Genomic DNA, 14,101 nt, shown 5'->3' on the forward strand with positions numbered 1-14,101 from the left:
GGGAGACCGGTCCGGTCCCCCCGCCCGCCGTCACGGTTTCCCGTCGGGCACGTCCTAGGCGGTCGCCGCCCGCGCGTCGGCCGCCTGGGCCTTCAGCGCGCGCTCGACGCCGGAGCGGGACTCCGAGACGAGACGGCGCAGGGCGGCGCTGGGCTCGGCCGAGGCCAGCCAGTCGTCCGTCCTGGCGAGGGTCTCCTCGGAGACCTGCACGGACGGGTAGAGGCCGACGGCGACCTGCTGCGCGATCTCGTGCGAGCGGCCGTCCCAGATCTCCTTGACCACGGCGAAGAACTTGTCCGTGTACGGGGCGAGCAGCTCGCGCTGGTCGGTCTGGACGAAGCCGCCGATCACCGCTTCCTGCACGGCGTTGGGGAGCTTGTCGGACTCGACGACCGAGGCCCACGCCTCCGCCTTCGCCTCCTCGGTCGGCCGGGCCGCCCGGGCGGTGGCCGCGTGCCGCTCACCGGCGGCGGTCCTGTCCCGCTCGTACTCGGCGGCGATCTCCGCCTCGTCGAAGCGTCCGACGGCGGCGAGCCGCTCCACGAACGCCCAGCGCAGCTCGGTGTCCACGGCGAGGCCCTCGACCGTCTCTCGGCCCTCGAGGAGCGCCTCCAGGAGGTCGAGCTGCTCGGGCGTACGGGCGGTCGCCGCGAAGGCGCGCGCCCAGGCGAGCTGGTGGTCGCTGCCGGCCTCGGCCGCGCGCAGGTGGGCAAGCGTCGCGTCCGTCCAGCGGGTCAGCAGCGCCTCGCGGGCCGTCGGGTCGGCGTACAGCTCGATCGCGAGCTTCACCTGACGGTGCAGCGACTGGACGACACCGATGTCGGACTCCTTGCCGATGCCGGACAGCACCAGGGCGAGGTAGTCGCGGGTGGGGAGTTCGGCGTCGCGGGTCATGTCCCAGGCCGAGGCCCAGCACAGGGCGCGCGGCAGGGAGGACTCGAAGTCGCCGAGGTGCTCGGTGACGAAGGCCAGCGAGTCCTCGTCGAGGCGGACCTTGGCGTACGAGAGGTCGTCGTCGTTGAGCAGGATCACGTCGGGGCGGCGCTTGCCGACGAGCTGCGGCACGGCGGTCAGCTCCCCGTCGACGTCCAGCTCGACGCGCTCGCCGCGGACCAGCTTGCCGCTGCCGCCGTCGAGGTCGTAGAGGCCGACCGCGATGCGGTGCGGGCGCAGCGTGGGCTCGCCCTGGGCGCCGGCGGGCAGCGCCGGGGCCTCCTGGCGGACGGCGAAGGCGGTGATGACGCCGTCGGCGTCGGTCTCGATCTCCGGGCGCAGGATGTTGATGCCGGCGGTCTGGAGCCACTTCTGCGACCAGGTCCCGAGGTCGCGTCCGGAGGTCTGCTCCAGCGCGCCGAGGAGGTCGGACAGACGGGTGTTCCCGAACGCGTGGGCCTTGAAGTAGGCCTGGACGCCGCTGAAGAACTCGTCCATGCCGACGTAGGCGACGAGCTGCTTGAGGACCGAGGCGCCCTTGGCGTACGTGATGCCGTCGAAGTTGACGAGCACGTCGTCGAGGTCGCCGATCTCCGCCATGATCGGGTGGGTGGAGGGCAGCTGGTCCTGCCGGTAGGCCCACGTCTTCATCGAGTTGGCGAAGGTGGTCCAGGAGTGCGGCCACCGGCTGTCCGCGTGGTGGGCCTGGCAGGCGATGGAGGTGTAGGTGGCGAACGACTCGTTCAGCCACAGGTCGTTCCACCACTCCATGGTGACGAGGTCGCCGAACCACATGTGGGCGAGCTCGTGCAGGATCGTCTCGGCGCGCAGCTCGTAGGCGGCGTCGGTGACCTTGGAGCGGAACACGTACTGGTCGCGGATGGTGACCGCGCCCGCGTTCTCCATCGCGCCCGCGTTGAACTCGGGCACGAAGAGCTGGTCGTACTTCTTGAACGGGTACGCGTAGTCGAACTTCTCCTGGAACCAGTCGAAGCCCTGCCGGGTGACCTCGAAGATCGCGTCCGAGTCGAGGAACTCGGCGAGCGAGGGACGGCAGTAGATGCCCAGCGGCACGGACTGTCCGTCCTTCTCGTACACGCTGTGCACCGAGTGGTACGGGCCGACGATCAGGGCGGTGATGTACGACGAGATCCGCGGCGTCGGCTCGAAGGCCCAGACGTCGTCCTTGGGCTCCGGCGTCGGCGAGTTGGAGATGACCGTCCAGCCGGACGGCGCCTTCACGGTGAACTGGAAGGTCGCCTTCAGGTCCGGCTGCTCGAAGGACGCGAAGACACGGCGGGCGTCCGGCACCTCGAACTGGGTGTAGAGGTAGGCCTGCTGGTCGACGGGGTCGACGAACCGGTGCAGACCCTCACCGGTGTTGGTGTACGCGCAGTCCGCGACGACACGCAGGACGTTGCGGCCCTGGAGCAGCGAGGGCAGGGCGATCCGCGAGTCCTCGAAGACCTGGGCCGGGTCGAGCGGGTCGCCGTTGAGGGTGACCTCGTGGACGGTCGGGGCGACCAGGTCGATGAACGACTCGGCGCCGTCCTCGGCGGAGTCGAAGCGCACCGTGGTCACGGACCTGTAGGTGCCGCCCTCCTGCGCGCCGGAGAGGTCGAGATCGACCTCGTACGAGTCAACGGTGAGCAGCTTCGCGCGCTGCTGCGCCTCTTCGCGGGTCAGGTTTGTGCCAGGCACGCGGTCATCTCCTCGTTATGTGTGGGTTGCGCCATCCTTCCACGGGACCCGCACGGAAGGCGATGTCCGTTTCCCGCCGGTGCCCGGCCCGCGCGGGCGCGAGCCTGGAGCCATGACGACGTACACCGCGCGACCCATCCCCCCGACCGTCCTGAAGGAGCTCCTCGACAGCGACGACGCCGGCCGTCCGGCCGCCCCGCTGACCGATCCGGAGGGCGGCGCGCCGCTGCGCTGCTGCCTGCGCCGCAGCGAACCCGGCGAGCGCATCGCCCTCGTCTCCTACGCCCCGCTGCGCCGCCGGGCCGCGGAGACCGGCACCGACCCGGGCGCGTACGACGAGCAGGGTCCGGTCTTCGTCCACGCCGGCGACTGCGCGGGCCCGGCCGGCGGGGAACTCCCCTTCACGAACGCCCACCGCGTCCTGCGCCGCTACTCGGCCGAGGGGCACATCCTGGGCGGCGAACTGGTGGAGACACCCGACGCGTTCCAGCAGGCCTTCACGACGGCCTTCACCGACCCCGGGGTGTGCCTCGTCCAGGTGCGGGCGGTGGAGTACGGCTGCTTCCTGTACGAGGTGGAACGGGGCTGACGGGCCCACCCCGGGGTGGGGCGTCCGCCCACGGTCCTGGAGCCGCACGCCGGGGACCGCCGGGTTCAGCGCATCCTTTCGGGCACCCTGCCGAGCGGAACCGCGGCGTCGGGGGCCTGCCGCGTGTCCTCGGCCTCCGCCTCGGCGGAAGCGGCGACGGTGGCGGTGGCGGGCCCGCGGGTCCTCAGCTGGCCGAGGACCGTGGCCCCGAACGCCAGCCCCATGCCGGCCAGTTGCGGCGGGGTGAGGCTCTGCCCCAGGGCGGCCCAGCCGATGACCGCGGCGGTCAGCGGCGAGAGCGGTCCGAGGAAGGTGACCTGAGTGGCGGTCAGCCGGCCGATGCCGCGGAACCAGAGCCAGTACGCGATCGCCGTGTTCGCCAGCGCGAGGTACAGGTAGCCGCCCACCGCGCGGCCGTCCAGGGCGGGCGGAGCCCCCTCGGCGACGAGGGCGAGGGGCACGATCAGCAGCCCGCCCGCGGTCAGCTGCCAGGCGGTCAGCGCGAGCGGGCCGACCCCGTCCGGCCGGCCCCAGCGCTTGGTGAGCACCGTGCCCGCGGACATCGACGCGGCGGAGGCGAGCGCCGCGAGGGCCCCGACGGGGTCCAGCGCACCCGCGGTCTTCAGGACGACGAGGCTGACGCCGAGCGCGGCGGCGACGCCGGTGAGGAGCGTGCGCGGGGTCGGCCGCTCGCCGAGCAGCGGCACGGAGAGCCCCGCCACGAACAGCGGCCCGACCGAGCCCACGACGGCCGCCATGCCGCCGGGCAGCCGGTACGCGGAGAGGAACAGCAGCGGGAAGAACGCGCCGATGTTCAGCGCGCCCAGCAGGGCCGCCTTCCCCCACCAGACGCCCCGCGGCAGCACACGGGCGAGCGCGAGGAGCAGCAGCCCGGCGGGCAGGGCGCGCAGCGCGGCCGTGAACAGCGGCCGGTCGGCGGGCAGGAACTCGGTGGTGACCGCGTAGGTGCTGCCCCAGGAGACGGGGGCGAGCGCGGTGAGCGCCGTCAGGGCGAAGCGGTTCGTGGCCATGTATTTAGCTTAGCCCTAAGCTAATCAGCCGCAAGATGCTTGATACTGATCAAGTTGCCGGTGATCCGCTTTCCGGTGACCCACTTGCTTCCGATCCACTCCCTTGCGAGCTACTTTCTTGCGGGCCACCTGCGACGCGGCGGATACTCGCCCCATGAGCACCCCCCAGGACCCCGTCGACGCGATCATCGAGCAGTGGGCCACGGTCCGCCCGGACCTCGACACCGCCGCGATGGAGGTCTTCGGGCGCGTCTTCCGTATCTCGCGGACGCTGGGCGACCGCATGGAGAAGGCCTACGCGCGGTACGGGATCTCGCGCGGGGAGTTCGACGTCCTGGCGACCCTGCGCCGCTCGGACGCCCCGTACACGCTCTCGCCCCGTCAGCTCTCGGCCACGCTCATGCTCACCACCGGCGGCATGACCGGGCGGCTGGACAAGCTGGAGCGCGCCGGGCTGCTCCGCCGGTCCCCCGATCCGCACGACCGGCGAGGCCTCCAGGTCACCCTGACGGACGAGGGCCTGCGGCTGATCGACGAGGCGGTGGGCACCGGACTCGCCGTCCAGACGGCCGCGCTCTCGGCCCTCGACGGCGACCAGGCCACCCAATTGGCCGCCCTGCTGCGCCCGTTGCTGGCCGCGACCACCGACTGAGGCCGCCCGGGAACGCCCGAGGCGCAGCCCCCGGAGGACCCGCGCAAACGCGTCGAGGGAGTCCCCGCACCCGGTGGGTGTGGGAACTCCCTCGACGGAGAGAGGCGGTGGGGCGAGCGGCGCTCAGCCCTGCTTCGGCTGCTTGTGGGACTTGTCCAGGACCATCACCAGGCCGGCGATGACCAGGAACAGCACGATCGGCGCCGCGACATAGAGACCCAGCGTGTCGAGCACGCTCAGCCCGTGGCCGGGGTCGTCACCGTCGTCGCGGGTCAGCGCGAGCGCGGGGGACGACATGAGCAGCATCATCAGCGTCGTACCGGCGGCCAGGGCACCGGCGCGCAGAGCGTTCTTCTTGTCCACGGTGCAAACGTAGCGAACACCTGAATGACGCGCGCGCCCGGGGGTGCCGTACGGAGGTCACGGCCCCCCTCCCGACCCCTGCGAGGGCCCCGCGCCCACGTCGCCGCCGACGGCCCCTCCCGGGCCGCTCTCCGCCCGGACGACCTCCAGGAGGGCGTGCAGCCGGGGTGACGCGGCGAGGTCCTCCAGGGTCACCGGACGGCCTTCGGCGTCGGCGATGGGCAACCGCCAGTTGGGGTACTGGTCCCAGGTGCCGGGAAGGTTCTGCGGGCGCCGGTCCCCGACGGCGTCCGGCAGCCAGACGCCGATCATGTGGGCCGGGGTGCGCAGCAGGAAGCGGTGCACGGCCTGGATCTCGGCCTCCTCGGCCGACGCGGGGCTGCCACCGGTCGTGCCGCGCAGCAGCCCGAGCCGGCCCAGCACGGCGAGCCACTCCCGGGTGTCCGCCGCGGCGGCCGCCCGCTCCTCGTCGAGCGAGCCGAGCAACAGGCCGAGACTGGCGCGCAGTTCGACGTGTTCACCGGTGAGCCGGGCCGCGGTGGACGGCAGGTCGTGGGTGGTGACGGTGGCCAGACAGTCGGCGCGCCAGCTCTCGGGAGGCAGCGGGTGCCCGTCGCCCTCCCAGTCCCGCTCGAACCACAGCACGGAGGTGCCGAGCACACCGCGTTCCTGGAGCGTCTCGCGCACGCCGGGTTCGACCGTGCCGAGGTCCTCGCCGATCACCAGGGTCCCGGCCCGCGAGGCCTCCAGGACCAGGATCGCGAGCATGGCCTCGGCGTCGTAGCGGACGTAGGAGCCCTCGGTCGGCGGCTGCCCCTGGGGGACCCACCAGAGCCGGAACAGGCCCATGACGTGGTCGATGCGCAGCGCGCCCGCGTGCCGCAGGAGGGCGCGCAGGAGGCGGCGGTAGGGGGCGTATCCGGACGCGGCGAGCCGGTCGGGCCGCCAGGGCGGCAGACCCCAGTCCTGGCCGCGCGCGTTGAAGGCGTCCGGGGGCGCGCCCACGGACATGCCGGCCGCGAAGTGCTCCTGCTGCGCCCAGGCGTCGGCCCCGTCCGGGTGGACGCCGACGGCGAGGTCGTGGACGAGACCCACGGCCATGCCCGCGTCGCGCGCCGAGCGCTGGGCGGCGGCGAGCTGGGCGTCGGTGAGCCAGGCGAGCCTGCTGTGGAAGTCGACCCGGTCCATCAGCTCGCCGCGCGCGCGGGCGGTCTCCGGCGAGCGCGGATCGCGCAGCCCGGCGGGCCAGTTCCGCCAGTCGGAGCCGTGCGCCTCGGCGAGCGCGCACCAGGTGGCGTGGTCCTCCAGCGCCTGGCCCTCCTCAGCGAGGAAGTCGGCGTAGGCGGCCCGCCGGCCGGGGCCGAGCGGCACGGCGTGCACCGCTTCCAGCGCCTCGCACTTGAGTTCCCAGACGGCGTCACGGTCGATCAACGCGCCCTTGCTCAGCACGGATTCGCGCAGCTGCTCGGCCCGCTCCAGCACCGTGCGCAGCCGCTCGCGGTCCTCGGCGTACGGGTACTCGGGAATGTCCTCGACGCGCAGGTGCACGGGGTCGGGGAAGCGCCGGGAGGAGGGCCGGTAGGGAGAGGGGTCGGTGGGGTCGCCGGGCACGGCCGCGTGCAACGGGTTGACCTGCACGAATCCGGCGCCGAGCGCGCGTCCCGCCCAGGCGGTCAGCTCGGCGAGGTCCCCGAGGTCGCCCATGCCCCAGGAGCGGCGGGAGAGGAGGGAGTAGAGCTGGACGAGCAGGCCGTACGTGCGTCCGGGCGGCGCGGGCAGCCGGGTGGGGGCGACGACGAGGTGGGCGTCGGCGGTGCGGCCGTCGGGCGCGGTGGCGTGCAGGGTGTGGACGCCGGGGGGGAGGCCCTCGGCGGAGGCGCGGGTCTCGCCCTGTTCGGTGGTGACGCGCAGCCGGGTGCCGTCGGGCAGCGCGTCGACCCCGGCGGGGGCCAGGCCGCCCCAGCAGACCACGGTCGGCGGCAGCAGGCGGCGGGACGCTTCGGTCTCGTGGCGGGCGAGGGAGGCGGTGACGGCGTCCGGGGTGCTCGCGTCGACGCCGAGGGCGGCGAGGATCGCGACGAGCGCGGCGTCCGAGGCGGCGACCGTGCGGTCCGGGGAGGGGCTGTAGGCGGGGGCGACGCCGTGCAGTTCGGCGAGCCGGGACAGGGGTGTCCGCGCTGCCGGTTCCGATGGCGTCCGCTGCGGCTCGGCGGGCCCACTCGATGCCATCTAGAACCCCGACGCGGCGCCGGTGGAGGTGGGCTCGCTCGTCAGGTGCGCGGCGTCGGCCAGCGGCGGCTCGCTGGTCAGGGGTTCCGCGTCGGGCAGCGGGGGTTCGCTGGTCAGCGGCAGCTCCGTGCGGGCGCCCTCCGCGCTGAGCAGGCAGAGGCCGGCGCCCTCGGGCTCGGCGGACGCGCGTCCGCCGCGCTGGCCGGGGACGGACGGCTCCGCGTCGCGTTTGGACAGGGCCGAGAGAAGCAGGTGAGCCGATGCGGCCACGGGGGCCTCCTTGGTCGAGTCGGGTACGGCATCCGAGGGCATTCCGGCGGTCGGCGGCGTGCCGCTGCCGGAAAGGCATGCCCAGGCGGTCACCGCAGCCCTACCCAGTGGGCGCGACGGCAGACGTACACGGACGAACAACGTGCTTCTGGTCACACTCCGCCGCCGTCCCGTCCCTCCGGGCCGCCCTTCCAGGCTGGGGTAATCCTGACACTTCGGCCACTCTCGTTGACACCCTCACCACCCGGATGGTGGGCTCGTCGCCGATCCGGCGCAGTCGCCGGGGAGGCGAGCTACGAGGGGGAAGCGTGCGGCTCCGGCGGGCGAAGGGAACGACCGCACTCGCGTTCGCCGTGGTCGCGAGCGCTCTCGGGACGGCTCCCGTCGCCGTCGCGGCGCCCCCCGACGCGGGTCCCGCGGCCTCCGCTGACGACGCCGGGTCCACCGACGGGGCCGTGCCCTCCGTCTGGCCCCGCCCGCAGTCCGTGCGCACGCACGGCTCCCCGGTCGCGGTCCCCGACGAGGTCGTCCTGGTCACCGGTCCGGCGGGCGCGACCGCGGCCCCGTACGCCCCCGGCACACCGCACACCCCGTTCGCGCCCGGCGTCACCACCGACCAGTACGCGCCGGGACCGCCCACCGCGTCCGACGCCTCCGACGGCACGCTCGATCCGTACGCGGTCCAGGCCTTGCGCGCGGTGCTGCGGGAGGCGGGCGCGCGGAGGATCAGCACCGTGCGCGAGGGTGACGTGCTTCCGGCGCACGCCCTGGTGGTGCGGGTGGGCACCGAGGCGGCGCGCACCGGACGGTGGGGCGCGAACTCCGTCCCCGGCGCCCGGCCGAGCTCCCTGGAGCGTGCCCTCACGGCGCTCGGCGCGGCACCCCGCGCCGATCTCCCCACCGGCGGCTACCGGCTGGCCGTGGGCCGGGTCGACGGCCGCGACACCCTCGCGCTCGCGGGAGTCGGCGAGGACGGCCTGTTCCACGCGGTCCAGACGCTCCGTCAACTCGTGCGCACGGACGGCAGGATCGCCGGCGCCGTCGTCCGGGACTGGCCCGGCACCGGCGCGCGCGGCACCACCGAGGGGTTCTACGGCAGCCCGTGGACCACCGAACAACGCCTCGCGCAGCTCGACTTCATGGGGCGGACCAAGCAGAACCGGTACGTCTACGCCCCCGGTGACGACCTCTACCGGCAGGAGCGCTGGCGGGAGCCGTACCCGGCGGCACAGCGCGCGCACTTCCGGGACCTGGCGGAGCGGGCACGGCGCAACCATGTGACGCTGACCTGGACGGTGGCCCCGGGGCAGGCGATGTGCTTCTCCTCGGACGCCGACGTGAAGGCTCTCACGCGCAAGCTCGACGCCATGTGGGCGCTCGGATTCCGGGCGTTCCAGGTCCAGTTCCAGGACGTCAGCTACAGCGAGTGGCACTGCGGGGCTGACGCGGACACGTTCGGCTCGGGAGCCGCGGCGGCGGCACGGGCGCAGGCGCGGGTGGCGAACGCCGTGGCCCGGCATCTCGCCGCGCGTCACCCGGACGTGGCCGCCCTGTCCCTGATGCCGACGGAGTACTACGAGGACGGGTCGACGGACTACCGGCGCGAGCTGGCGAGCGCCCTGGCCGAGGGCGTCGAGGTCGCCTGGACGGGCGTCGGGGTGGTGCCCAGGACGATCACGGGCGGCGAACTCGCCCGCACCCGCGAGGTGTTCGGCGGCCACCGACTCGTCACCATGGACAACTACCCGGTCAACGACTACGCGCAGGACCGTGTGTTCCTCGGCCCCTACGAGGGACGCGAGCCCGCGGTCGCCACGGGTTCGGCGGCGCTGCTGGCGAACGCGATGCCCCAGGCCGAGGCCTCCCGCATCCCGCTGTTCACCGCGGCCGACTACGCGTGGAACCCGCGGGACTACCGCCCGAAGGAGTCCTGGAAGGCCGCGATCGAGGACCTCGCGGACGGGGACGCCCGGCGGGCCGGCGCCCTGCGCGCGCTGGCCGGGAACGAGGCCTCGTCGGTGCTGGGCGGCGAGGAGTCGGCCTATCTGCGCCCGCTGGTCGAGGCGTTCTGGCAGGCGCGGACGACCACGGACCGGGCCGCGAACGCGACGGCGGCCGGGCGGCTGCGCGCCGCGTTCACGGTGATGCGCGAGACCCCGGAGCGGCTGGCCGGACGCCCGGTCGCGACCGAAGTGGAGCCCTGGACGACTCAGTTGGCCCGGTACGGGGAGGCCGGCGAGACGGCCGTCGACTTGGCCGCCGCCCAGGCGCGGGGTGACGCGACGGCCGCGTGGACGGCGTACCGCGCCCTGGAGCGGCTGCGCGCCGAACTCGCGGCGAGCGGGGTGACGGTCGGCAAGGGCGTGCTCGACCCGTTCCTGTCCAAGGCCCGCTCGGCGTACCAGAGATGGGCGGGGCTCGACAACGATCCGTCGGCTCGGCCCGGCGGACGGCCGAAGCCCGGCGGGGCGACGGACGGGGCGGCACCGAAGGGTGACGGCCGGGCGGACGGCGGCGGGGACGCCCGCGGCGACACCGGCTCCGCGCGGGGCGACGCGCCCCGGGACAACGGCGGGGAGGGGGACGGCGGGACCCGCGGGGAGGCCGACCCCCGCACCCTCACGCTCCCGCACCCCCGCACGCTGACGGCCGTGAGCGTGCTCACCGACCCGGCCGCCACGGGATCCGTCGAGGCGCACGTGCCCGGCGAGGGCTGGCGGCGCCTCGGCCCGCTGGCGGCCGGGGGCGCGACGGAGATCCACACGTCCGATGTGCGCACTGACGCGCTCCGGGTCAGCGGGCCCGCCCGGGACCAGGTACGGCATCTGGTGCCGTGGTTCGCCGACTCCCCCGCCGCCGGGCTGGAGTTGACCCGTTCGACGGCGGACGTGGAGATCGGCGGCACGCGGCGGGTGACGGCCCGGATCACCTCGCTGCGGCCCTCCGACGTCCGCGGCGAGCTGACCGCGAAGGCACCCAAGGGCATCCGGGTCGAGGTGCCGCGAGCGTCCTCGACGCTCCCGCGCGGCGCGGTCGTCGACACCCCGGTCGAGGTCACGGTCGCGCCGGGCACCCCCTCGGGCACGTACGAGGTGCCGGTCACCTTCGGCTCCGAGACCCGCACCCTGACCGTCCGCGCCTTCCCCCGCACGGCGGGCCCCGACCTGGCGCGCACCGGCACGGCCTCCTCGTCCGGCGACGAGACCCCGGACTTCCCGGCCTCCGCGGCCAACGACGGTGACCCCGCGACGCGTTGGTCCTCTCCCGTCGAGGACGGCGCCTGGTGGCAGGTGCGCCTGGCCGAGCCGGCCCGCCTCGGCCGCCTCACCCTGCACTGGCAGGACGCCCACCCTTCCGCCTACCGCGTCCAGGTCTCGACCGACGGCCGCGTCTGGCGCACGGCGGCCACCGTGAACAACGCCCCCGGCGGCCACGAGGAGGTCCGCTTCGACGAGCGCGACGTCCGCTTCCTCCGCGTCCAGGGCGTCGAACGGGCCACCCGGTACGGGTATTCGTTGTGGTCGGTGGGGGTTTACGGGGTCGCGGACTGACCTCCGGTCCGGATCCGCCGACGGGCCACAGCCGCTCTCCCGGTGATCGATTTCGGCGATCTTCCGGCTAGCTATTCACTCAGTACATATATTGAGTACATACTCGCTTCATGAGCACCCGTCACATCTTGCTGGGGCTGCTCGCCGGAGGACCCAGCCATGGGTACGACCTCAAGCGACGGCACGACGAACGCTTCCCGCAGGCACGCCCGTTGGCCTACGGGCAGGTCTACACGACACTGCAACGGCTGGTCCGCGACGGACTCGCGGCCATCGACGGCACCGACTCGGACGGCGGTCCGGAGCGGACGCTGTACCGCTCGACCGGCGACGGCTCGCACGAACTGGCCCGGTGGGCGGGCGAGATCACCCCGCCCGCTCCCTTCGTCACGAACGAGATCTTCGCCAAGGTCGTCGTCTCGATCCTCGCCTCGGCGGATCCGGCCGACTACCTCCGGGCCCAGCGCACCGCGCACATGGAGCGGATGCGCGAACTCACCGCTGTGAAGACGGAGCCCGGCGCCGACCTCGCGACCGTCCTCTCGGCCGACTACGCCCTCAACCACCTGGACGCCGACCTCCGCTGGATGAACACCACCGCGGCCCGGCTCACCCCTCTGACCGCGGAGGTCGACACAGCATGAGCAACCCCCTTCTGGCCGCCCACGGCCTGGTCAAGGCCCACGGGCCCACCCGCGCCCTGCGCGGTGCCTCGATCGAGCTGGCCGCCGGCGAGGTGGTCTCCGTCACGGGACCCAGCGGCAGCGGCAAGTCCACGCTGCTGCACTGCCTGGCGGGCATCGTGCGGCCCGACATCGGCACGGTGGAGTACGACGGTGCGCGCCTCGACCTGCTGCCCGAGAAGCGGCTCAGCGAACTGCGCAGGACGGAGTTCGGGGTGGTGTTCCAGTTCGGACAGCTGATCCCCGAGCTGACGGCCGCCGACAACGTGGCGCTGCCTCTGCTGCTCGCGGGCACACCCCGCTCCGCCGCCCGCGAGCGGGCGGGTGACTGGCTGGAGCGGTTCGGTGTCCGGGAGCAGGAGGCGAAGCGGCCCGGCGAGATGAGCGGCGGCGAGGCCCAACGGGTCGCGCTGGCCCGGGCCATGGCGACGGATCCGAGGATCGTGTTCGCGGACGAGCCCACCGGCGCGCTCGACTCCCTCGCCGGGGAGCAGGTGATGGGCGCCCTGATCCGGACCGCCCGGGAGTCCGGTACGGCGGTCCTGCTGGTCACGCACGACGCCCAGGTGGCGGCGTACGCGGACCGGGAGGTCTCGTTGCGGGACGGCACGGTGCTCGACCACGGCCTCCCGTCGACGGCCCCCGCCGCGCTCCGGGCCCAGGAGGTGTCCCGGTGAGAACGGACCTCGGGCTCGCCCTGCTCCTCACCCGCGGCTCCGACCGGCGGGAGTGGTGGCGCGTGACGCTGACGGCGGCCGGCGCGGCCCTCGCCACCGGACTCGGCCTGACCGCCGCGGCGGTCGTCTCGATCCGCGGAGACCGCTCGGTGCCGGTGGCGCACGGCCTGCTCGACCACCCCGGCGAGCGTTCCGGCGTGGTCCTGGCCCTGTTGCTCCTGCTGGTGCCGGTGCTGGGCTTCCTCGGGCAGTGCGCCCGCGTCGGTGCCGTGCACCGTGACCGAAGGCTCGCCGGGCTGCGCCTCGCCGGGGCGGCACCCGGCCAGGTACGGCGGATCGCCGCCCTGGAGACCGCCCTGGCGTGCCTCGCCGGCTCGGTGCTCGCCACCGGCGCCGCCGCTTCGTACCTGTGGCGCGGCTGGCCGGACCCGCCCGCTCTCCTCTGGGTGGCGTGCACGCTGGTCGCGGTGGCCGTTCCCGTGCTCGGCGCCCTGGTGAGCACCTTCGCGTTGCGCCATGTCGTGGCCTCACCGCTGGGCCACGTGCGCCGGACACGTCCGGCGGCCGGGTGGGGCCCGGGCCGTGTCGCGGTCGTGGTGGCGCTGGTGATCCTTCTCACCGTCCTCGCCCTCGTCCTCGGCCCGAGCCGCTTCGGCGGGTACGAGACGACCCAGGGGTTCGTCCTGATCGTGGTGACTCTCACCGGACTCGGCGCCGTCCGGGCGGCCGGTGTCGCGGCCCGTCTGATCGGCCGCCTGCTCGCGGAACGGACCGAGAACCCCGCGACCCTGATCGCGGCCGAACGGCTGCGGGACGATCCGTGGGCCGGCGCCCGCACCCACGCCGCGGTGCTGCTCGTGACCGTCGTGGCGACCGGTTTCGTCGGTGTACGCCAGGTACTGCTCGACGGCCTCACGGAGCGCGACCCCGGGACGCTCGGCTCGAACCTGTCCTTCTACACCACGGGGGTCGACCTCACCGGTGCGGCGATCCTGATCGCGCTCGCGCTCGCGCTGTCCGGGCTCGCCGTGGGCACCGCCGAGTCGCTGGCCACCCGGCGCCGCGGCCTAGCCGCGCAGGTCGCGGCGGGCGTGCCGCGGAGCGTGCTCGGCCGGGCTCTGCTCCTGGAGACGGCGCTGCCGCTCGCCCCGGCCGTCGCGGTCGCCGGTGCCGGAGGTCTCGTCGTCGGCCTCTGGTACGGACAGCTCGCGGGCCACGGAGCGGTACCGCTCACGCCGCTCGTCGTCCCCCCGGCCGTCTTCGCGGCCTGCCTGCTCGCCGCGGCCACCTCGCTGCCCCTGCTGCGCCGCTCGATGCGGCCCGCGGAGCTGCGCCACCTCTGAGCGGCGCGCGGTCGCCCACGCCCGCCCTCCGGGAGGCACGGGGGTCCTCCCGGCGGGCCGGGCACGGCGTGCCGCGGGT

General features: G+C 74.3%; 11 protein-coding genes. 6 read left to right on the top strand and 5 right to left on the bottom strand.

The genetic code is table 11. The features are described from left to right. Nucleotides 1-54: 54 nt before the first annotated feature. The gene (gene pepN / locus ABZT74_RS09020) at nt 55-2,634 is read right to left on the bottom strand and encodes an aminopeptidase N (protein WP_356172110.1); all 2,580 of its coding nucleotides are present in this window, start codon (nt 2,632-2,634) and stop codon (nt 55-57) included. A gap of 112 nt (nt 2,635-2,746) precedes the next feature. Here pepN and ABZT74_RS09025 point away from each other — a divergent pair, with 112 nt between their 5' ends. Continuing rightward, nucleotides 2,747-3,223: a DUF1203 domain-containing protein gene (locus ABZT74_RS09025; RefSeq protein WP_356172107.1), complete on the top strand. Its 477-nt coding sequence runs from the start codon at nt 2,747-2,749 to the stop codon at nt 3,221-3,223. 65 nt (nt 3,224-3,288) lie between these two features. Here the strand turns inward: ABZT74_RS09025 and ABZT74_RS09030 are convergent, their stop codons facing one another. Continuing rightward, nucleotides 3,289-4,254: an EamA family transporter gene (locus ABZT74_RS09030; protein WP_356433846.1), complete on the bottom strand. Its 966-nt coding sequence runs from the start codon at nt 4,252-4,254 to the stop codon at nt 3,289-3,291. A 154-nt stretch (nt 4,255-4,408) separates the two neighbouring features. Between ABZT74_RS09030 and ABZT74_RS09035 the strand changes: the two genes are divergently transcribed. Continuing rightward, the gene (locus tag ABZT74_RS09035; protein ID WP_356172101.1) at nt 4,409-4,906 is read left to right on the top strand and encodes a MarR family transcriptional regulator; all 498 of its coding nucleotides are present in this window, start codon (nt 4,409-4,411) and stop codon (nt 4,904-4,906) included. A 123-nt stretch (nt 4,907-5,029) separates the two neighbouring features. Here the strand turns inward: ABZT74_RS09035 and ABZT74_RS09040 are convergent, their stop codons facing one another. From ABZT74_RS09040 to ABZT74_RS09050, 3 genes are read right to left on the bottom strand one after another with little or no spacing between them, the layout of a single operon-like run. Beyond that, nucleotides 5,030-5,269: a hypothetical protein gene (locus ABZT74_RS09040; RefSeq protein WP_355863369.1), complete on the bottom strand. Its 240-nt coding sequence runs from the start codon at nt 5,267-5,269 to the stop codon at nt 5,030-5,032. Nucleotides 5,270-5,326: 57 nt separating this feature from the next. Continuing rightward, the gene (gene malQ, locus ABZT74_RS09045) at nt 5,327-7,498 is read right to left on the bottom strand and encodes a 4-alpha-glucanotransferase (RefSeq protein WP_356433847.1); all 2,172 of its coding nucleotides are present in this window, start codon (nt 7,496-7,498) and stop codon (nt 5,327-5,329) included. Further along, complete coding sequence (locus ABZT74_RS09050) at nt 7,499-7,768, bottom strand: hypothetical protein (protein WP_355863365.1); 270 nt, start codon at nt 7,766-7,768, stop codon at nt 7,499-7,501. It lies immediately after the preceding gene. A 308-nt stretch (nt 7,769-8,076) separates the two neighbouring features. Here ABZT74_RS09050 and ABZT74_RS09055 point away from each other — a divergent pair, with 308 nt between their 5' ends. From ABZT74_RS09055 to ABZT74_RS09070, 4 genes are all read left to right on the top strand, one after another. Beyond that, on the top strand, nt 8,077-11,319 hold the full coding sequence (locus tag ABZT74_RS09055; RefSeq protein ID WP_356433848.1) for a beta-N-acetylglucosaminidase domain-containing protein: 3,243 nt from the start codon (nt 8,077-8,079) through the stop codon (nt 11,317-11,319). Between the two features lie 110 nt (nt 11,320-11,429). After that, a complete protein-coding gene (locus ABZT74_RS09060) occupies nt 11,430-11,963 on the top strand; it encodes a PadR family transcriptional regulator (protein ID WP_356172096.1) in 534 nt (177 codons plus the stop codon). Continuing rightward, nucleotides 11,960-12,679 carry an ABC transporter ATP-binding protein gene (locus tag ABZT74_RS09065; RefSeq protein ID WP_356433849.1) on the top strand — a complete coding sequence of 240 codons (720 nt, stop codon included), beginning with the start codon at nt 11,960-11,962 and terminating at the stop codon, nt 12,677-12,679. Before ABZT74_RS09060 ends, ABZT74_RS09065 begins: the two co-directional genes overlap by 4 nt. Continuing rightward, nucleotides 12,676-14,022: an FtsX-like permease family protein gene (locus ABZT74_RS09070; protein ID WP_356433850.1), complete on the top strand. Its 1,347-nt coding sequence runs from the start codon at nt 12,676-12,678 to the stop codon at nt 14,020-14,022. Before ABZT74_RS09065 ends, ABZT74_RS09070 begins: the two co-directional genes overlap by 4 nt. Nucleotides 14,023-14,101 lie beyond the last annotated feature (79 nt).

It is taken from the genome of Streptomyces sp. NPDC005302 (genome assembly GCF_040607345.1).
Taxonomy (GTDB): domain Bacteria; phylum Actinomycetota; class Actinomycetes; order Streptomycetales; family Streptomycetaceae; genus Streptomyces.